The sequence below is a fragment of the Streptomyces sp. NPDC052236 genome (assembly GCF_044548015.1).
Lineage (GTDB): Bacteria > Actinomycetota > Actinomycetes > Streptomycetales > Streptomycetaceae > Streptomyces.
Window position 1 is genome coordinate 121,392 of record NZ_JBIUBL010000008.1, and the last position, 19,150, is coordinate 140,541.

Here is a 19,150-nt window from a genome sequence, read left to right on the forward strand (position 1 = left end):
CTAGGCCCTCTTGTTGGTTGACAGCTGCGCACCGTAGATCCACGATGAGTTTCACACCGTGGCCTATGTGACCGATGCGCCTGGTGTTTCTTCGACCATTTTCCCGGACCGGCCGGCCGCGACTGACTTCGTCATGCCGTGCTGCCTGCCGTCGACCGGGTTGCATCACCAAGATGGGAATTTCATGTCCATAGCGAGACGTGTCAGCATGCGCAGCCTGCTGGGGGCGGGCGCGGTAGCACTCACTCTCTCCGCCGCCGGTACGGGGACCGCCTGGGCGTCCGGTACGCCGGGCGGCGAGGGCTGGGGCAAGTCGGGCGGCGGCTACAAGTCCGGGCAGGGCGCCGGTACCGCGACCGCCCCCGACAAGTGCGAGTTCTCCCTCGACGGGGTCAAGTTCGCCGACTGGGTCAAGCTCGATGACCAGAACCTCAAGCCCACCGAGGACGGCAAGGTCCACATCAAGGTCCGTACCGCCGGTAAGGCCGAGACCTGCACCGCCTCGCTTGCCTCGTACCGTACGTACGGTCCGAACTTCGAGACCTCGGGTGAGCAGGTCTTCCACGACTTCGACACCGTCACCGTCAAGCGGGGCTCCACCGACTCGCTCGACATCGCGGTGCCCGACGCGGGCTGCTGGGCGCAGATCGACCTCTACCGCGGCAAGGTCAAGTACGACGGCAAGCTCGACGAGAAGGACGGCTTCGAGCACGGCGAGCTGCCCAAGGGGCCGGACCGCCCCGTCATCAAGGACAAGCTGATCATGGCGTGGAACGGCGGGACGAAGGACTGCACGAAGCTGCCCCCGACTGATCCCACTCCGCCCGCCACCACCACTCCGCCGGCGACCACCACTCCGCCGGCGACGACCACGCCCCCGGCCACCGTCACTCCGACACCTCCGGCGTCGCCGACCCCGACTCCTTCCACGTCGACGACTCCGCCGTCGACCCCCACTCCGTCCGAGTCCACCACTCCGCCCGCCGCGCCTGCCACCACCCCGCCCGGCAACCTCGCCGAGACCGGTGGCGGCAGCGTTGTCCCGATCGCGGGCGGCGCGGCCGCGCTGCTGGCGATCGGCGGCGGTGTCTTCTTCTTCACACGCCGTCGTTCGGGGACCGCTTCCTGACTGGCTCCTGATCGGTCCTGACCGGGTCCTGACCCGTTCCTGATCGGACGAGAACGCCCCGGTGTGCGCGACTGCGCACCGGGGCGTTCCTGTCAGCGCATAGGGTGGCCGATATGCAGGAGCAGTACCGGACGGTCGCCCGCGCGGGCGTGCACGAGACCGAGGTCAGCAGATCGCGCTTCATCTGCGCGCTCGCCCCCGCCGCCACCGAGGCCGAGGCGCAGGCCTTCGTCGCCCGCGTCCGCAAGGAGCACCCCACCGCCACCCACAACTGCTTCGCGTACGTCATCGGCGCCGAGGCGGCCGTGCAGAAGGCGAGCGACGACGGCGAACCCGGCGGCACCGCCGGTGTGCCCATGCTCCAGATGCTGATGCGGCGCGATGTTCGTTATGTCGTCGCTGTCGTCACCCGCTACTACGGCGGCGTCAAACTCGGTGCGGGCGGCCTGATCAGAGCGTACGGCGGAGCGGTCGGCGAAGCCCTGGACGCGGTCGGCACCCTCACCCGGCGGCGCTTCCGGCTGGTCAACATCACCGTCGACCACCTGCGGGCGGGAAAGCTGGAGAACGATCTGCGGGCCATGGGGCGGGACGTACGCGCCGTGCGGTACGCGGAGGGCGTGACCTTCGAGCTCGGGCTGCCGGACGCCGACCTCGGCGCCTTCCGGGCCTGGCTGGCCGACGCCACGGCCGGGACCGCGGTGGTGAAGCTCGGCGGTGAGGCGTATGGGGACGTCTGAAGCGCCTGAAGCGCCTGAAGTGCCTGAACCGGACCGTGATGTCCGACCCCACCGATACTCTCGGGGATCATGAGATTCCTGCATACGTCGGACTGGCACCTGGGACGGTCGTTCCACCGGGTCGGCCTGCTCGATGCCCAGGCAGCGTTCCTCGACCACCTGGTGGCGACGGTGCGCGAGCGCGACGTGGACGCGGTGCTGGTGGCAGGCGATGTGTACGACCGGGCCGTGCCGCCGCTCGCGGCCGTCGAGCTCTTCGACCAGGCGCTGCACCGGCTCGCCGCCGAGGGCGTGCCGACCGTGATGATCTCCGGGAACCACGACTCCGCGCGCAGACTCGGCGTCGGCGCGGGCCTGATCGAGCGCGCCGGAATACATCTGCGCACCGATCCGGCGGCGTGCGCCATACCCGTACTGCTCAGCGACGCCCATGGCGAGGTCGCCTGTTACGGGCTGCCCTACCTCGAACCCGCGCTGGTCAAGGACGAGTTCAAGGCGGAGAAGGCGCGCCACGAAACCGTCATCGGCGCGGCCATGGACCGCGTACGGGCCGATCTCGCGACCCGTCCGGAGGGCACCCGTTCCGTCGTCCTGGCGCACGCGTTCGTCGCGGGCGGCGAAGAGAGCGACAGCGAGCGGGACATCACCGTCGGCGGCGTCTCCGCCGTGCCCGCCGGCGTGTTCCACGGCGTCGACTACGCCGCCCTCGGGCATCTGCACGGCTGCCAGACCATCACCGAGCGCGTGCGCTACTCCGGCTCGCCGCTCGCGTACTCCTTCTCGGAAACCCACCACCGCAAGACCGTCTGGATCGTCGACCTCGGCCCGGCGGGCGAGATCAGCGCCGAGCGCGTCGACTGCCCCGTGCCGCGGCCCCTCGCCCGGCTGCGCGGCACCCTCGACACCCTGCTCGACGACGCGGCGCTGGAGAAACACGAGCAGTCCTTCATCGAGGCGACCCTCACGGACGCGGTGCGCCCCGCCGAGCCGATGGCGCGTCTCGCCCAGCGTTTCCCGTACACCCTGAGTCTCGTCTTCGAGCCCGAGCGTTCCGCCGAGGACCCGGCCGCCTCGTACGCGCAGCGGCTGAAGGGGCGCAGCGACCAGCAGATCGCCGAGGACTTCGTGGCCCATGTGCGCGGCGGCAGCGGCCCCGACGAGCCGGAACGCACCGTACTGCGCGGCGCCTTGGACGACGTACGAGTGGCCGACGGCGTACGCGAGGTGGCCAGGTGAGACTGCACCGACTGACCGTCACCGCGTTCGGCCCGTTCGGCTCCGCCCAGGAAGTCGACTTCGACGCGCTCTCCACCGCCGGGATCTTCCTCCTCCACGGCCCGACCGGCGCGGGCAAGACCTCCGTGCTCGACGCGGTGTGCTTCGCGCTGTACGGAGCGGTGCCCGGCGCGCGCCAGAGCCCCGGCGCGTCCCTGCGCAGCGACCACGCCCCGGCCGGTACGTACACCGAGGTCACGCTGGAACTGACCGTCGGCGGACGGCGGTTGGAGCTCACCAGGCGGCCCGCCCAGCCGCGCCCCAAGAAGCGGGGCGGCGGCTTCACGACCGAGAAGGCGCAGAGCTGGCTGCGCGAGTACGACTCCGGGAGCGGCGACTGGCAGGCGCTGAGCCGCTCGCACCAGGAGATCGGCGAGGAGATCAGCCAGCTCCTCGGGATGAGCCGCGACCAGTTCTGCCAGGTGGTGCTGTTGCCGCAGGGCGACTTCGCGCGGTTCCTGCGCGCCGACGCCGAGGCGCGCGGCAAGCTGCTCGGCCGCCTCTTCGACACGCGCCGCTTCGCCGCCGTCGAAGAGCGCCTCGCCGACCAGCGGCGCGCCGCCGAGCAGCAGGTACGGGCGGGTGACGAGCGGCTCCTCGCGGTCGCCCACCGGATGGAACAGGCCGCGTCGACGGCGGCCGGGGACTGGCCGCTGCCGCCACAGCAGCCGGGCGACCCCGGACTCGCCGCCGCCGTTCTCGCCTGGGCCGCCGTCGCCCGGTCCGGCGCGCGGGAGGCGCTGGACATCGCCGCGTCCGCGCTGTCCGCCACGGAGGACAGGCAGTCCGCCGCCCGCCACGCCCTGGACGACGAACGTGAACTGGCCAGGCTCCAGCGGCGTTACGAGGACGCGCGCGAACGGTACGAGGCGCTTCAGGCGCTCCGCCCCGAACAGGAGCAGCTGCGGGCCAGACTTGAGCGGGCCCGCAAGGCAGAACTGGTGGGGCCCGCGCTGAGACTGCGCGAGGACGCCGAACGGGAGCACAGGACCGCCGCCGCGGACCGCGAGCGCGCCAGGGCCTCGCTCCCGCGCGACCTCGCCGACGCCGGCGCGGAACAGCTCGGGGAGCTGGAGCGCAAGCTGCGCCAGGACCTGGGCGGGCTCGACGCCGCGCGGCGGTCGGAGCGGCGCAGCGCGGACATCACCCGCGAGCGCGCGAACCTGGACCGCCAGGCGCGCGCGGACGACGACCTCCTCCAGGAGGCGGCGGCCTGGCTGGCGGGCTGGGACGGCGTCCGCCGCGGCCACCAGGACCGGATCGTGGCCGCCCAGGAGGCCGCTACCCGTGCCGAACACCTGGCGGGACGGCTCGAACCGGCCCGCCGCAGGCTGCGGTCCGCACGCGAACGGGACCGCCTCGCGGCGCGCACCGAGGAAGCCGGGGAACTGCTGCGTACGGCCCACGAGCGGGCCAACACCGCGCGCGAAAGCTGGCTCGACCTCAAGGAACGCCGACTGCGGGGCATCGCGGCGGAGCTGGCGGAGGGCCTGGTCCCGGGCCGGCCCTGCGCGGTCTGCGGCTCGGCGGAGCACCCTGCGCCCGCCCAAGCCGGGGACGGGCATGTGGACCGTACGGCGGAGGAGGAGGCGTACGAGGAGTACGCACGGGCGGGCGAGGCGAAGGCCGAGGCGGCACGCGAACTGGCGGTGGTGGGCGAGGCGTTCACGGCGGCGCGTGACGAGGCGCGGCTTGCTTCTGCCCTGCCGGCCTCGCTGGGGGTACCGCCCATGCCGAAGGCTATGGGGGAGTTTGAGGCGCGGCTCGCTCCGGAGGGGCCGGAGCTCCCGGCACTTCCAGCCTCGCCGGCGATTGAGGCGCGGGGCCTGGGGCGGAGCCCCAGTTTCGGGGAAGGGCGGGTAGGGGAAAGGCCCCGCGCAGCGGCCACCCCCGACCATGAAGGTGCCGGGACCGCGGAAAATCCGGCCCCGCTGGCGATTGAGGCGCTGGGGCTCCCCCCACGCCCGCAGGGCGTAGGGGGAGGGTTGGGGGCCGGCGCCCCCGATCAGGGGGCGTACTCGCCCGGCAGCGGCGACGAAACGGCGGACGCCGTCGCCCGCGCGGCCCAGCGCACAGGCGCTGCCGACGGCGACGACCGCGACCCCGACGTCGCCGAATTGCTCGCCGCCGTCCAGCAGTTGGAGCGCGAACACACCCGCGCGCACACCACCGCCTCCGGCATGCACGCCGCCCGCGAAGCGCTCGCCCGCGCCGAGCGGGAGTACGAGGAGCGGCTCGCCGCCCAGCAGCAGGCCGAACGCCGCGCCGCCGCGCGGACCTCGCATCGGGAGGCCATCGATCGCGAACAGACCGCCCTGGAGCGCGAACTGGCCCAGGCCCGGGGCGGCGCGGCCAGCGTCGCCGAGCGCGTCGAGCTGCTGGAGCGCCGGGTGCGGCTCCTCACCGGCGCCGCCGAAGCCGTACGGTCGTACGACGTCACCGCCCAGCGCCTGAAAGAGGCCGACGACCGGCTGGCCGACGCGGCGTTCCGCGCCGGGTTCGAGACGCCGCAAGCCGCGGCGTCCGCGCTGCTCGGCGACGCGGAGCAGCGCGACCTCCAGCACCGCATCGACTTCTGGCAGACCGAGGCCGCCGCGGTGGCCGGCCGGCTGGCCGAAGCGGACACCCGCGGCGCGGCCGAGCGCCCGGCCGCCGACCCCGAAGCGGCCCGCGCCGCCCATGACGCCGCCGAGCGCGCCCTGCGCGACGCGGCGTCCGCGCTTGCCGCCGCCCGTGAGCGGTGCGCCGAGCTCGCGCGGCTGTCCCGGCACGCCCTCGCCGAGGTGGACCGGCTCGGGCCGCTGCGCGAGGAGTACGACCGGGTGGCACGGCTCGCCGGGCTCACCGCCGGCACCTCCGCCGACAACGAACGCAAGATGCGCCTTGAGTCGTACGTCCTGGCCGCCCGCCTCGAACAGGTCGCGGCCGCCGCCACCGTACGGCTTCAGCGCATGTCGTCGGGCCGCTACACCCTGGTCCACTCCGACGCCCGGGTCGGCGGCAAGCGCTCCGGGCTCGGACTGCACGTCGTGGACGCCTGGACCGGCAGCGAGCGCGACACCGGGACGCTCTCCGGGGGTGAGACCTTCTTCGCCTCGCTCGCGCTCGCCCTCGGCCTCGCCGATGTGGTGACCGACGAGGCCGGGGGCGTACAGCTGGACACGCTCTTCATCGACGAAGGGTTCGGCAGCCTGGACGAACAGACGCTGGACGAGGTCCTCGATGTGCTCGACTCGCTGCGCGAGAGGGACCGCAGCGTCGGCATCGTCAGCCATGTCGCCGACCTGCGCCGCCGTATCCCCACACAGCTGGAGGTCGTCAAGGACCGGCACGGGTCCTCGGTGCGGCTCCGCGCGTCACCGCCTTAGAGAAGCACCGCCCGTCGCGGACGGCGTCAGAGCTTGGAAAGCTCGTCCACCAGATCGTCCAGCCCCAGCGACCCCTGCGACAGTGCCGCCATGTGCCATGCCTTCGGGTCGAAGGCGTCGCCGTGCGCCTTCCGCGCGTTCTCCCGGCCGAGCAGCCACGCCCGTTCACCCAGCTTGTAGCCGATGGCCTGCGCGGGCATCGACAGATAGCGCGTCAGCTCGCTCTCCACGAAGTCCGCCGGCCGGCCGCTGTGGCGGCCGAAGAACTCCTGCGCCAGCGCGGGAGTCCAGCGCTCGCCCGGGTGGAACGGCGAGTCCGCCGGAATCTCCAGCTCCAGATGCATGCCGATATCCACGATCACCCGCGTCGACCGCATCATCTGCGCGTCCAGATACCCGAGCCGGCGCTCCGGGTCGGGCAGAAAGCCCAGCTCGTCCATCAGCCGCTCCGCGTACAGCGCCCAGCCCTCGGCGTTGGCGCTGACGATGCCGACCGTTGCCTGGTAGCGGGAGAGCTGGTCGGCGACGTGCACCCACTGCGCGATCTGGAGATGATGACCCGGCACGCCCTCGTGGTACCAGGTCGACACCAGGTCGTACACCGGGAAACGTGTTTCGCCCATGGTCGGCAGCCAGGTGCGGCCGGGCCGGGTGAAGTCCTCGGACGGGCCGGTGTAGTACGGTGCCGCCGCGCCGCCCGGCGGAGCGATCCGGGACTCCACCTTCCGTACCCGCTCGGCGAGTTCGAAGTGCGTGCCGTCCAGTGCCCCGATCGCCTCGTCCATCAGGTTCTGGAGCCAGACCCGCACCTCCTCGACGCCCTCGATGTGCTCACCGTGGACATCGAGGTGCGCCAGCGCTTCCCAGGGCCCGGCACCCGGCAGGATCTTGTGGGCCTCGGTCTTCATCTCGGCCAGCAGCCGGTGGTATTCGGACCAGCCGTACGCGTAGGCCTCGTTCAGGTCGAAGTCGGTGCCGTTGAAGTAGCGCGACCAGCGGGCGTACCGCTCGCGGCCGACCGTGTCGGGCGCGTCCGCCACGGCCGGGGCGTAGACCTCGCGCATCCAGTCCCGCAGCGCGGCCAGCGCCTCGGTCGCGCTGCGGGCCGCCTCGTCGAGCTCGGCGCGGAGGGCGTCAGGGCCGTCCGCCGCGAAATCCTCGAACCAGCTGCGGTCCGTGCCGAGCCAGTCCGTCAGCTGCTCGATATGGGTACGGGTGGCACGCGGGCCGCCCAGCAGCTTCCGTTCGAGTCCCAGCGCCAGCGACGCGCGGTACCCCTCCAGCGCCGCGGGCACGGCCCGCAACCGCTGCGCGACGGCAGCCCAGTCCTCATCGGTGCTCGTCGGCGTCACGGCGAACACCTCGCGTACCGCGTGCACGGGCGAGTGAATATTGCTCACCGTACGCAGTCCCTCGTCGGCGTCGTGGACGGCGAGTTCCGCCGTCAGACGCTCGCGCAGCAACCGCCCGCAGCGCCGTTCCGCGTCGCTGTCGCCGCCCGGCCGTTTCTCGGCGTCATCGAGACTGGCGAGTGTCTCGCGGGCGAGTTCGGCGACGGTCTCCCGCCCGGCGGGGGAGAAGTCGGGCAGCAGGCCGGAGCTCTCCTTGACGCCCAGATGTGTGCCGGTGATCGGATCGAGTTGGATGAGCGCGTCGACGTAGCGGTCGGCGACCTGACGGGGCAGCGCGTAGCTGGGTTTCACTGGCATGCGTACATCCTGATACGAGCGAGCCCTCGCGCGTCACGATTCATCGGATCCGGCGCTGTTCGGCGACCGAGGGAGCGACGGAGGGAGCAGCGGACCGCAGTCCCACTGCTGGAAGATCAGCCGTGTCTCGACTCTGGCGACTTCTCGCCGCGAAGTGAACTCGTCCACCACAAGACGCTGCAGATCGGCCGTGTCCGCCACGGCCACATGCACCAGATAGTCGTCCGGGCCGGTGAGATGGAACAGCGCCCGGGACTCGGGCAGCGCGCGGATCCGCTCCACGAACGGACCGATCAGTTCGCGCCGGTGCGGCCGGACCTGCACCGAGAGGAGCGCTTGCAGCCCGCGCCCCAGCCGCGCGGGGTCCAGGGACAGCCGGTGCCCGAGGATCACACCGGAGCGGCGCAGCCGCGTCACCCGGTCGAGGCAGGTAGACGGAGCCACTCCGACCTCCGCCGCCAGCTCGCGATAAGTGGTCCGGGCATCGTTCTGGAGAAGGCGGAGTATGTGCAGGTCCACCGTGTCCAGTGCGATTGATTCAGCCATTTACCGAACGTAACACGGGCCACATCCAACCCTTCCCGGAAACTGTTCACAGTCCGGGCATGGAGAACGCAGCGTCGGCCACCCCCGTACCCCGGGCCCTGGCCACCGAAGCCGTACACGCCGGACGCGAGGACCTCGCGCAGCTCGGCCTGCATGCCCCGCCGCTGGACCTGTCCACCACCTACCCGTCGTACGACTCCGCCGGGGAGGCCGCCCGCATCGACGGCTTCGCCGCCACCGGCGCGCGGCTGGAGGGACCGCCCGTCTACGCCCGGCTCGACAACCCGACCACGGCACGTTTCGAGACAGCCCTGGCCCGGCTCGAAGGGGCCGAGAGCGCGGTGGCCTTCGCCAGCGGGATGGCGGCGCTCACCGCCGTACTGCTGGTACGGGCGAGCATGGGACTGCGCCATGTGGTCGCCGTCCGGCCGATGTACGGATGCAGCGACCATCTCCTCGACACCGGGCTGCTCGGGACCGAGGTGACCTGGACCGATCCGGCGGGCATCGCGGACGCGATCCGGCCCGACACGGGTCTGGTGATGGTGGAGACGCCCGCCAACCCGACGCTCGCTGAGGTCGATCTGCGCGCCGTCCGCCACGCCAGCGGGGCCGTGCCGCTGCTGGTCGACAACACCTTCGCCACTCCCGTGCTCCAGCGCCCCGTGGAGCACGGGGCGCGGATCGTGCTGCACAGCGCGACCAAGTATCTCGGCGGGCACGGCGATGTGATGGGCGGGGTGGTGGCCTGCGACGAGGAGTTCGCCTGCCGACTGCGGCAGGTGCGCTTCGCGACGGGCGGCGTACTGCATCCGATGGCCGGATATCTGCTGCTGCGCGGGTTGTCCACGCTGCCGGTACGGGTCCGGGCCGCGTCAGCCTCCGCCGCCGAACTGGCCCGGCGGCTGGCCGCCGACCCGCGCGTCGCCCGGGTGCACTATCCGCGGCTGGGCGGGGCGATGGTGTCCTTCGAGGTGTACGGGGACCCGCACCGGGTGATCTCGGCCGTACGGCTGATCACGCCGGCGGTCAGTCTCGGCAGTGTCGACAGCCTGATCCAGCATCCGGCCTCCATCAGCCACCGCATTGTGGCTGAGGGAGACAGACATTCGGCGGGCGTCAGCGACCGGCTGCTGCGGATGTCGGTCGGGCTGGAGGACGTCGAGGACCTGTGGCGTGATCTGACCGAGGCGCTGGAGCCGCTGGAGCCGCTCAGGCTCGGCGCTCAGCCTGCTCGCGCTGGTGGGGCAGCGGGCGTACGGGAGCCGGGAGCGGGCGTACGGGAGTCGGCAGCGGGCGTGCGGGAGCCGCGTCCAGTCGTGCGGTGACGACCAGCGTGCCTTCCTCTATCTGGTAGTCGAGGGGCAGCCCGAGGCCGCGCATGGCGGCCACCATCGCGGTGTTGGAGGAGTGGGTGACGGCGTAGACGCTGCCGCAGCCCGCCTCGCCGGCGAGGCCGACCAGCCGGCTGAGCAGCTCCGAGCCGATGCCCCGGCGCTGCCAGTCGTCCTCGACGAGCAGCGCCACCTCGGTCTCGTCGCCGTCCCACAGCAGATGGCCGAGGGCGACGAGCCGGCCGGAGGCGGTCTGGACGGCGAGGGTGCGGCCGAAGCGCGGCGAGAGCAGGTGGTTGAGGTAGCGGTCGGCGTCGCCGACCGGGCCGTGGTAGCGCAGGTTCAGGGTGCGCTCGGAGCAGCGCTCGTGCATGGCCAGCGCGGCGTCGACGTCGCCCTGGTCGGCGCGGCGCACGGTGATCGCATTGCCCTCGGGGAGGGTGAGCACGTCCTGGCTGCGCGGGACGCGGGGGCCGAGGCGGGCGTCGAGCTCGACCAGGGCACGGGCCCGGGCGAACTCGGTGGGCGTGAAGGGGAGATACGGCCGCTCGACGGTGATGGCGCCGCCGTTCGGGTCGCGCAGCCGCATCACTGTGTCTTCCAGTACGCCTTCCACCGGCGGGGCGTCGCCGTTGGGCCGGCCGGTCGGCGAGACGGCGGGCAGTGAGTGGATGGTGCAGCGGCCGAGCAGCTGGCGCAGCGCCAGCGGCAGTTCGGCCGCGTCCAGGGCCGTACGGGTGGCGAGGCCGAGGATCCGAGTGGGGGCGTCGACCAGATCGTGGGCGTCGGCGCGCTCGATCCAGGTGCTGCTGCCACCGGCCGCAGAGACCTCCCTGGTGAGCTGCTGGGCCTGGAGCGACGCGGGGGCGCGCAGCAGGAACTCGTCGACCGTGCCGTTGGCGAGCGGGTGGGTCTGGAGGGTCAGTATGTCGACCCGGTGCCGGGCGAGCGTGGTGCAGAGCGCGGCGAGGCTGCCGGGCGTGTCCTGCACGGTGGTACGCATCCGCCACAGCGTGGTTTCGAGCAGGGTGCTGTTGAGGTTGCTGTTGCCGCTGCCGTCGCTGTTGCCGTTCTGATCTCCTGTTGCGTCAACTCCAGTCGTATCGGTGGTATCCGGGCTGCCCGCCGGAGGGGCATGGCTGTGGTGGCGTGCCCACCAGGTGTGGAAGGTCGCGGTGGCGACGAGGATCACGGCCGAGGCGACCAGCAGGAACGGGCCGTTGGGCCCGTGCCCGATCAGGTTCGCGACGGCGTCGGCCACGGCGACGGCGGTGAACAAGGCTGCCAGCTCGATGAGATCTCGCCGCCAGTGGTGCGGACGACGGGCACTCTTCGCGGAAGTCACATCTGTCATGTCTTCACTGTGACGGAAGGGTGTTGCGTGATCACGAACGCTTTGTGACTGCCGGGTTAAGGCCTAAATCTGGGCCGTTATTGGATATTTTCTGCCGTATTTGGCGTGGAATGTTCACCTCCCTGTTGCAATGCGGCCATCAGCCGGGACGCGGCGGCGACCAGCCGGGACGAGCCGCCGCGCCCGGCGAGGGCCGCGAGCCCGGGTATCTCCGCTTCTGTCGGTGCCGGCCCGCAGCGCTCGACACAGTCGGCGGCCACGGCCAGTACGTCTCCGAGCCCGCGTGGTGGCGTCTGCGCGGCGAGCAGACCGGGCAGCGCGTCGGCGAGCACGGACCAGGTCGTGGCGTACGCGCCGGTCGCGGCCGTCGTACGGACGGACTCGGCCAGCCGGCTGGGCTTCACCGTGCCCAGCCGGACCAGCTCGGCCAGCTCCCGGCCGAGAAGTCCGCCGTCCAGCCGGCCACGGGCGGCCAGCACGAGCAGGGCGTCCACCGCGGCCAGCCGGTCGTCGGCGTGCGCGGCTCCGAGGCCCATGGCCAGCCCCCGGTGCAGCATGGGCCCGGCGGTACCGCTCGTCTCGGCCGTACCGGTCGTCTCGGCTGGTGCGGCGGCCTCCGCCAGCAGCGGCAGATACCAGGTGCCGCCGCGCAGATCGCTGTCCGCGCAGCCCCGCGCACTGGGCAGCAGCCACGCGGCCACCGTCTCGCGGTCGTGCGGCACGACGGCCGGCCAGTGCTGCTGCCCGGCCGCCCAGTGGAAACAGCCCCGGTGCGACGAGGCCTGTGACTGGCCCAGCCAGTGGAGTGACCGCGGGAACTCCCGCCGTATCGCCAGCTGTTGCCTGGCCTCGGTCAGCAGCCGCCGCGTGGTGCCGGCAGACCCGAGCCACCGTCCGTGCGCGGGCTCCGGCGTCTCGGCCTCAGCCTCGGCCTGAGCCGCTGTCTCAGCCGCTGTCTCGGCTACGACGCGCAGCCCAGGCAGGCCCGGACCCTCTCCGGCGAGCCACACGGCGAGGCGGTCGCCTTCCGCGGTGCCGAGCTCGGCGGCAGCAGTAGCCGCCGAGCCCCATACGCAGTCGGCCCCGCCCCGCGGCACGCGCAGGAGCGCCTGCGCGAAGTCCACCGGCGCGGGGACGACCCCGAGCCGCTGGTACTCGCGCAGCGCTCGACCAGCTCCTGCGGGTCCAGCGCGCCGGTGTGCCAGGTGGGGGTGGCCAGCAGGAACGGCAGTGGCCGGGTGCGGACGTGGAAGGCGATTTCCCACAGCCGGGCGTTGACGACGGCGATGAGTCTCGTGTGGGCGCAGGTCCCCGACGAGGTGCCGCGCACCCGGAGGTTGTGGAGGGCCGTGACGGACACCCTCTCCAGCAGGGCGGCGGCCACCACCTCCACTCCGTACGGATGCGCGGAGAAGCGCTGGTCGGGGTCGGTGCACAGTGAGTCGCTGAGCCACCAGCGGGTGGCCAGCGCGCCGCGCAGCGCCTCGGCGAGAGCCGTTGGCTCCCGGTGGGCGAGCCGGACCAGACCGTCCAGGGTGCGTTCGGAATCGGTCACGTCCCCGCCGCCCACCTCCTCGCCGGCGCGGGTCAGGACCACCACGTCCTCGACGAGTTCGGCGACGGAATCCACGGCCGGGGCCAGCCGCTTCAGCTCGGGGACGGGCGGCAGGAACTCCTCGTACGCATCGGGGGGTCCATCGTCCGGCAGGGTGGGGAAGATTTCGGCGGCGGCTGCCCGGAGCGACGGGCTCAGCATCGCGGCGGACTCGGCCAGTCGCTCCCGCAGCGTGCCGTCTGGCCACTCGACGGGTCTTTTGGCCGCGTCCTCGGTGGGTCCCTCGGGCAGATACCGGCCCACCAGCTTCAGCGCGCGTTCCTGTACCTCCACGTCCTCGTGGCCGAACGCCTCGGCGACCACCGGCAGCAGCTCACCGGCCACCTCCGCGTCGCCGCGCCGCAGCACCTTCCCGAGCAGCACCAGTTGAGCCCGAACCAGCTTCTTCTCGGTACGGAAGAGAACGGCGGCCGACACCTCGGCCAGGCGCCGCGCGGGCAGCTCGCCGCTCTCGGCGAGCCGGGCCAGCACGCTCTGCGCGTGAGCGGCGACCGTCGACGTCCCGTCGGACGCCATACCGATCCAGTCGGAGATCCTGGCGCTCTCCTCCGCCGGAGTGAGCCCGAGCCTGCGGAGCACGATCAGGAAGAACCGCATCTCGCCCGGCCGCCCGCCGCGCAGAATCCGGCGGACACAGGCGTCCACCAGCACCGACCGGTCGAGTACCCCCTCCGTGGCCAGGTTGCTGAGCGCCGACGGCCAGTGGTCCGGCGCGTCAGGATCCGCGTACCAGGTGAGCGTATTGGCCAGGGCCGGGGTCTCGAACAGCCGCAGTGCCAGGATCCGGACTTCCGGGTCCTCGCGCAGCCTGCCGAGCCCCTTGCCCCGCGCCAGGGAGACCGCTTCCGCCCACCCGTACACATAGCCGTCCGTTGTGGGCACCGGGCACTTCGACAGCCGCACCAGCTCCTGAATCAGGGGATAGTCCTCCTGCACGGTCGAGGGCCGCCCGGCGAGCCGGTGCGCCACATCGGCGAGCCAGTCGGGATCCCGGTCCGCCAGCAGGTCGATGAGCACCTTGTGCAGCGGACGGCCGCCGTCGCGAAGATCCCGGGCGCCGATCCAGGCGGCTACGGCCGCGGCGCCCGTGTGGCAGCCCGCGCCCGCCGGCAGCAGCGCCCGCTGAACCTGGGAGCGCTCCTGCCAGCGATCCCAGCCCCAGCCGCGCACTTCCGTACGCAGGGCCTTCAACTCCGCGAGACATGCCTTGCGTTCGGCCGGTGTGAGGGGCTTCAGCAGCCCTGGTACGTCTTGGGCGCGTCCCTTGCGGACGGCGTCGAGCAGCTCTGTCATCGCGGGCCTCCGGCGGCCAGATCAGTCATCTCGTCGGTCGTCAGGTCGGTGGTCACATCAGTCGTTATGCCGGTCGTCAGGTCGGCATGCGGGCCGCCTGCCGCGCCCGCGCCGCGCCGCACCATGCGGACGGCCAGCGCGTGTTTGCACGGCCCGCGCCGCCCCTGGTAGTCCGCCCACCAGGTGCAGGTGCAGCTCAGCACCCCGCCCGACTGCCGTACCCGGTACCGGCGCTGCCCCGACGTGACCGACGCCAGGTCACCGGCCAGTTCGACGGCCCCGGCCGCGACGAGGTTCCGGGCGGCCACCAGGCGCGGATTGTGCCGTTCCGCGCGATCGGCGTCGTACGGCAGCTCCCGGTGGAAGTACGCGGCGTCCGCGATGTCGTACCCCACCCGGCCCGCCGTACCGAGCCTGGTCAGCGCCGCCCTCACCCGCTCCACCGTCAGCCCGGCCTGCGCCGCCAGGTCGGCGGGGTCGATCCTCGGCTCCCATGCCAGCAGCACCGAAACCAGCTCGGCGTCCTCAGCGGCCTCGTCCGTGGCCAGCGCCTCCAGCACCCCGCCCTCGCCCGAGAAGCCGCGCGACGCCTCGGGGGAGAGGGTGAGAGTGAGCCGCATCCCGGGCAGTACCGCCTCCCAGGCGCTCGCGGTCGCGGCCCCGTGACCCACTGGTCCGTACACCTTCAGCGCGGTCGCCTGCCGCAGCACCCGCTGGAGCGCCCCCAGCCGCTCGGGCCCCGGCAGACAGACGGCTCCCGGCACCGGCCTGGTCGTCGGCCGCAGTGTCTTCCCGGCAGGCACCACCCACATCGCGCCCCTGGAGGCACTGCCCGACCCGCGCGGGAGCGAGCGCAGGAAACGCACCGCCTCCGCGGCGGACAACTCCGCCCGCAGCTCGAACCCCACGCTCGCCACCTGCGCCTCGGCGAACCCGCGCAGCCAGCGGTCCGGCAGCGCGACTTTCTTCTCCACCACCGACCCTTCGAGCGTGGTGACCGCCAACTCGTCCGATCCCACGCGCAGATGGAGCGGATCGTCGCCGGTCAGCCGGGACAGGGCCTCGCGCAGCGGATTGTTGACATCCACATTGGTCGTGCCATGACCTGTGTCCGCGCCGTCGAGCCCCTCCCGCAACACATCGAGCCGTGCGTACACCCCGCAGCAGCCGGAGAAGGACTCGAACCGCAGCCGGTCGCCGTTCCCCGTCACCACCGGGTCGAGCAGCGGGCGCGGACTGCGGTCGAAATAGCGGGCCGCGGCCACATCGGCCACCGCCAGCAGCCCCCGCGCCGCCGTCTGAGGCGAGGTCAGGAAGCCCGAGAAGAAGTGAGGGTGGTCCTGGACGCCCGTCGGTGTGAGACCGCCCGAAGTCTCCAGGCCGAGGTGGAATCCGCCCTGGACGGACTCCAGGGCGGAGGGTCGGGAATAGGCGAGCGCCTGCACTGATCGCGTCATGGAAAACACCGTAGAACCCACCACTGACAATCACGCCCGGTGGCGGGAGAACGGCTGGTCAGCGGTCCGGCGGGGCGGTCCGGCTGGGCGGTTCGGGCTACTGCCCCACCCGCCCCGGCTGAAGCGTCTTGCTGAACAGGACCGTTCCGCCCTCCGCCCGCAGCCGGACCGTCAACTCGCCGCTGTCGCCGTCGATGTCGACCTCGCCGAAGTACTGCGGCGACTCCATCGGCGAGACATTCGCGCGCTCCGGCGCCCGCACGAACACCCGCTCCGGACCGAAGGTGGCGTCGAGCGCGTTGGCCGGGAAACCACCGGCCGCCAGCGGCCCCGAGACGAACTCCCAGAAGGGCGCGAAGTCCGCAAAGGCGGCCCGCTCCGGGGCATAGTGCTGGGCCGAGGTGTAGTGCACATCCGCCGTCAGCCACACCGTGCCCGTGATACGGCGGTGCTTGATGTACCGCAGCAGCTCGGCGATCTGCAGTTCACGCCCCAGCGGCGCGCCGGGATCGCCCTGCGCGACCGCCTCGAAGTTCGCCGAGCCGTCCGGCACGACCAGCCCGAGCGGCATGTCCGCGGCGATCACCTTCCACACCGCGCGCGACCGCGACAGCTCGCGCTTCAGCCAGGCGAGCTGCTCGGCGCCGAGGATGCCGTCGGTGTCATCGGCCTGCCTGCCCGGAGAGTTGGCGTTGCGGTACGAACGCATGTCGAGCACGAACACATCGAGCAACGGTCCGTACCGCACCACCCGGTGCATGCGGTTCTGGCCCTGGCCCTGGCCCTGGCCTTCGCCCACGCGCGCGTTGAGTGTCGATACGGGGAAGTACTCGCCGAAGGCCCGCAGCCCGCGCTCCGCGAGCACGTCCACGTTCTTCTCGGTGTAGCGCGGATCGTCGAGGATCTGGCCGGGATACCAGTTGTTGCGGACCTCGTGGTCGTCCCACTGCACGACCGTCGGAACCTGGGCGTTGAACCGCCGTACGTTCTCGTCGAGAAGGTTGTACCGGAAGTTCCCGCGGAAGTCGGCCAGCGTCTCGGCCACCTTGGACTTCTCCTCGGTGGTGATGTTGCGCCAGACCCGGCCGTCCGGCAGCGTCACGCTCGGCGCGATCACGCCGTCCGCGTAGATCGTGTCCCCGCTGCACAGGAAGAAGTCCGGGTCCAGACGGCGCATCTCCTCGTACGCGCGGTAGCCGCCGATGTCCGGGTTGATGCCCCAGCCCTGCCCCGCGATATCGCCCGACCACAGAAAACGCACGCCCTCACGGCGCTTCGCGGCAGCCGTACGGAACGTCCCGTAGACCGGCTCTCCCGTACGGCGGGGGTCTGCGGGGTCCGCGAGCGTCACCCGGTAGTGGATCTGCTCTCCGGCGGGCAGCCCACTCAGCGCCGTCGTTCCGGTGAGGTCCGTGCCGGTCCCGATCAGCGGACCGTGCCAGCGGTGCGCGCGCCGGAACGACTCTGTGGCGGAGGTCTCCACGATCATCCGGGCGGGCCGGTCGGAGCGGACCCACACCAGGCCGGACGAGGAGGTGACATCGCCCGTCTGTACGCCCCACTCGGCGCGCGGGCGGCCGGACAGCGCCAGCGCGGGTGCGGATGCCGCTCCCAGTGCGGGCAGGGCGAGCGCCGCCGAGGCGGCGACCGTGCCGCGCAGGACGGAACGGCGGTCGGGGGACGGAATCCGTGGGGTGTGCGACATCGATGCGCCTCCAGGGCAGGGCGTGACAGGGCAGGTCGGGCCGGTGTGCCGTGCCATGCCTAACGCCCGGCTGCGGCGGGCGCGCGAACCCCGAGTGAACAACTGGCCCGGGTCGTTCCGGGCTACGCCCGCGCCGCCCGCGCCATCAGGCCCACCCCGCGTGCGATGTCCGACGGCGCCAGATGCGCGTATCCCAGGACCAGCCGCACTCCGCCGCAGCCGCCGTCGTACCTGTCGTACCCGGTGTCGACCGGCCCGTAGTAGTCGGCCAGCGGTCGCACCGCCACCCCTGCCCCCTCCACCCGCTCCAGGAAGCGGGCCTGCGGACCGTACCGCTCGGGCACGCGCGCGATGATGTGCAGACCCGCCGCGATGCCGCTGACCTCGGTGCCGGGGAAGTGCTCGGCCAGCGCGCCGACCAGCGCGTCCCGCCGCTCCCGGTAGGCGCGCTGGCAGCGCCGCAGCTGCCGGTCGTAACCGCCCCGTTCGATGAAGTCCGCAAGGAGCGCCTGGTCGAGTGCGGGGTTGCCGAGATCCATCGTGCGTTTGCGTTCGACCACGTCCTCCACCAGGCGGGCCGGTACGAGCAGCCAGCCCAGCCGCAGCCCAGGGGCCAGCGACTTGCTCACCGAACCGCTATAGGCGACGCGTTCCGGATCGAGCCCCTGGAGAGCACCCACCGGCGCGCGGTCATAACGGAAATCCCCGTCGTAGTCGTCCTCGATGACCAGCCCGTCCACCGCCCGCGCCCAGTCGAGGAGTTCGGCGCGACGGGCCGCGGAGTAGGCGATTCCGGTCGGGAACTGGTGGGCCGGCGTGGTTGCGACCGCCCGTACGCCCGAGCGGTACAGCGGCCCGGTCGCGAGCCCTTCATCGTCGAGCGGCAACGCCGTCAGCCCCAGCCCCGCCGCCGCGAACAGCGATCCGTGCTCGGGGCTGCCCGGATCCTCGGCCCCCACCGTCCGCAGGCCGTGCCCGTGCAGTACGAAGCCGAGCAGCGTCATCGCCTGCGCGACGCCCGAGCACACCACCAGGCACTCCGGATCGGCCACCACACCGCGCCGCCGGGTGAGCAGCGCCGCCAGCGCGGTCCGCAGCTCCGGGAGGCCCCGCGGATCGGGATAGCCCAGCGCCCGGTGCGGCAGCCGCGCGAGCACCGACTTGTGCGCGGCGGCCCAGGCTCCACGCGGGAAGAGGGAGAGGTCGGGCGTGCCGGGGCGGAAGTCCACGCGCGCACCAGGAGCGCGCGGTGCCAGGTCCCGCGCCGTCCCTGGCACCGCGGCGCGGGCCGCGTCCCCGACCCAGGTGCCGGCGCCCCGGCCGCTGCGCAGGTAGCCCTCCGCCGTCAGCTGCTCGTACGCCTCGGTGACCAGGCCACGCGAAACACCCAGGTCAGCGGCCAGTTCACGGCTCGCGGGGAGCCGTGTCCCCGCGACCAGCCGTCCCGATCTGACCGCCTCTCGCAGCGCCGACTGGAGTGCGCGCCCGCGCTGCCTGGCCGGGGCGGAGGCGGCGGGCAGCAGCAACTCCCAGGCTGCGTTCCAGGAAACGTCATGAGCCTCGCCCGCTGCTGAATTGGTCCCTGATGGCGTCATGGAAGTGGACCTTAAACCGGACCGCCGCGA

At 72.4% G+C, this 19,150-nt stretch carries 13 protein-coding genes; 5 read left to right on the forward strand and 8 right to left on the reverse strand.

The features are described 5' to 3' along the window. The first annotated feature begins 184 nt into the window (after positions 1 to 184). The 4 genes from ACIHCQ_RS15855 (at position 185) to ACIHCQ_RS15870 (ending at position 6,512) form a co-directional block, all read left to right on the forward strand. Positions 185 to 1,129: an LAETG motif-containing sortase-dependent surface protein gene (locus ACIHCQ_RS15855; RefSeq protein ID WP_399662252.1), complete on the forward strand. Its 945-nt coding sequence runs from the start codon at positions 185 to 187 to the stop codon at positions 1,127 to 1,129. A gap of 113 nt (positions 1,130 to 1,242) precedes the next feature. Further along, positions 1,243 to 1,869: a YigZ family protein gene (locus tag ACIHCQ_RS15860; RefSeq protein ID WP_399662254.1), complete on the forward strand. Its 627-nt coding sequence runs from the start codon at positions 1,243 to 1,245 to the stop codon at positions 1,867 to 1,869. Between the two features lie 69 nt (positions 1,870 to 1,938). Continuing rightward, positions 1,939 to 3,105 carry an exonuclease SbcCD subunit D gene (locus ACIHCQ_RS15865; protein WP_399662255.1) on the forward strand — a complete coding sequence of 389 codons (1,167 nt, stop codon included), beginning with the start codon at positions 1,939 to 1,941 and terminating at the stop codon, positions 3,103 to 3,105. Then, positions 3,102 to 6,512, forward strand: a complete 3,411-nt coding sequence (locus ACIHCQ_RS15870; protein WP_399662257.1) for an AAA family ATPase — start codon at positions 3,102 to 3,104, stop codon at positions 6,510 to 6,512. Before ACIHCQ_RS15865 ends, ACIHCQ_RS15870 begins: the two co-directional genes overlap by 4 nt. 26 nt (positions 6,513 to 6,538) lie before the next feature. On the opposite strand, the gene ACIHCQ_RS15875 is transcribed toward ACIHCQ_RS15870, so the two are convergent. Then, complete coding sequence (locus ACIHCQ_RS15875) at positions 6,539 to 8,221, reverse strand: DUF885 domain-containing protein (protein WP_399662259.1); 1,683 nt, start codon at positions 8,219 to 8,221, stop codon at positions 6,539 to 6,541. Between the two features lie 33 nt (positions 8,222 to 8,254). Next, positions 8,255 to 8,767: an Lrp/AsnC family transcriptional regulator gene (locus ACIHCQ_RS15880; protein WP_399662261.1), complete on the reverse strand. Its 513-nt coding sequence runs from the start codon at positions 8,765 to 8,767 to the stop codon at positions 8,255 to 8,257. Between the two features lie 59 nt (positions 8,768 to 8,826). On the opposite strand from ACIHCQ_RS15880, the gene ACIHCQ_RS15885 reads away from it, so the two are divergent. Beyond that, on the forward strand, positions 8,827 to 10,095 hold the full coding sequence (locus ACIHCQ_RS15885; RefSeq protein ID WP_399662263.1) for a trans-sulfuration enzyme family protein: 1,269 nt from the start codon (positions 8,827 to 8,829) through the stop codon (positions 10,093 to 10,095). On the opposite strand, the gene ACIHCQ_RS15890 is transcribed toward ACIHCQ_RS15885, so the two are convergent. From ACIHCQ_RS15890 to ACIHCQ_RS15915, 6 genes are all read right to left on the reverse strand, one after another. Next, positions 9,980 to 11,455, reverse strand: coding sequence for a GNAT family N-acetyltransferase (locus ACIHCQ_RS15890; RefSeq protein ID WP_399662265.1), 1,476 nt, complete (start codon positions 11,453 to 11,455; stop codon positions 9,980 to 9,982). The genes ACIHCQ_RS15885 and ACIHCQ_RS15890 overlap by 116 nt on opposite strands. Before the next feature lie 77 nt (positions 11,456 to 11,532). After that, positions 11,533 to 12,465, reverse strand: coding sequence for a hypothetical protein (locus ACIHCQ_RS15895; protein ID WP_399662267.1), 933 nt, complete (start codon positions 12,463 to 12,465; stop codon positions 11,533 to 11,535). Then, positions 12,417 to 14,363 carry a DUF6493 family protein gene (locus tag ACIHCQ_RS15900; RefSeq protein ID WP_399662269.1) on the reverse strand — a complete coding sequence of 649 codons (1,947 nt, stop codon included), beginning with the start codon at positions 14,361 to 14,363 and terminating at the stop codon, positions 12,417 to 12,419. The genes ACIHCQ_RS15895 and ACIHCQ_RS15900 overlap by 49 nt, the downstream gene beginning before the upstream one ends. Beyond that, positions 14,360 to 15,820 (reverse strand): SWIM zinc finger family protein, encoded by a 1,461-nt coding sequence (locus ACIHCQ_RS15905; protein WP_399662271.1) that lies wholly within the window; start codon positions 15,818 to 15,820, stop codon positions 14,360 to 14,362. The genes ACIHCQ_RS15900 and ACIHCQ_RS15905 overlap by 4 nt, the downstream gene beginning before the upstream one ends. 97 nt (positions 15,821 to 15,917) lie before the next feature. Continuing rightward, entirely contained in the window at positions 15,918 to 17,525 is a 1,608-nt protein-coding gene (locus ACIHCQ_RS15910) for an alkaline phosphatase D family protein (protein WP_399662273.1), read from the reverse strand. A 122-nt stretch (positions 17,526 to 17,647) separates the two neighbouring features. Further along, positions 17,648 to 19,120 (reverse strand): PLP-dependent aminotransferase family protein, encoded by a 1,473-nt coding sequence (locus tag ACIHCQ_RS15915; protein WP_399662275.1) that lies wholly within the window; start codon positions 19,118 to 19,120, stop codon positions 17,648 to 17,650. Between the last annotated feature and the right edge of the window lie 30 nt (positions 19,121 to 19,150).

Excerpts from the sequence above, each read along its gene's own strand:
- ACIHCQ_RS15875 (WP_399662259.1), bottom strand. The coding sequence starts at position 8,221 with ATGCCAGTGAAACCCAGCTACGCGCTGCCCCGTCAGGTCGCCGACCGC.
- ACIHCQ_RS15905 (WP_399662271.1), bottom strand. The coding sequence starts at position 15,820 with ATGACGCGATCAGTGCAGGCGCTCGCCTATTCCCGACCCTCCGCCCTG.
- ACIHCQ_RS15885 (WP_399662263.1), top strand. The coding sequence starts at position 8,827 with ATGGAGAACGCAGCGTCGGCCACCCCCGTACCCCGGGCCCTGGCCACC.
- ACIHCQ_RS15910 (WP_399662273.1), bottom strand. The coding sequence starts at position 17,525 with ATGTCGCACACCCCACGGATTCCGTCCCCCGACCGCCGTTCCGTCCTG.
- ACIHCQ_RS15865 (WP_399662255.1), top strand. The coding sequence starts at position 1,939 with ATGAGATTCCTGCATACGTCGGACTGGCACCTGGGACGGTCGTTCCAC.
- ACIHCQ_RS15855 (WP_399662252.1), top strand. The coding sequence starts at position 185 with ATGTCCATAGCGAGACGTGTCAGCATGCGCAGCCTGCTGGGGGCGGGC.
- ACIHCQ_RS15915 (WP_399662275.1), bottom strand. The coding sequence starts at position 19,120 with ATGACGCCATCAGGGACCAATTCAGCAGCGGGCGAGGCTCATGACGTT.
- ACIHCQ_RS15900 (WP_399662269.1), bottom strand. The coding sequence starts at position 14,363 with ATGACAGAGCTGCTCGACGCCGTCCGCAAGGGACGCGCCCAAGACGTA.
- ACIHCQ_RS15890 (WP_399662265.1), bottom strand. The coding sequence starts at position 11,455 with ATGACAGATGTGACTTCCGCGAAGAGTGCCCGTCGTCCGCACCACTGG.
- ACIHCQ_RS15880 (WP_399662261.1), bottom strand. The coding sequence starts at position 8,767 with ATGGCTGAATCAATCGCACTGGACACGGTGGACCTGCACATACTCCGC.
- ACIHCQ_RS15860 (WP_399662254.1), top strand. The coding sequence starts at position 1,243 with ATGCAGGAGCAGTACCGGACGGTCGCCCGCGCGGGCGTGCACGAGACC.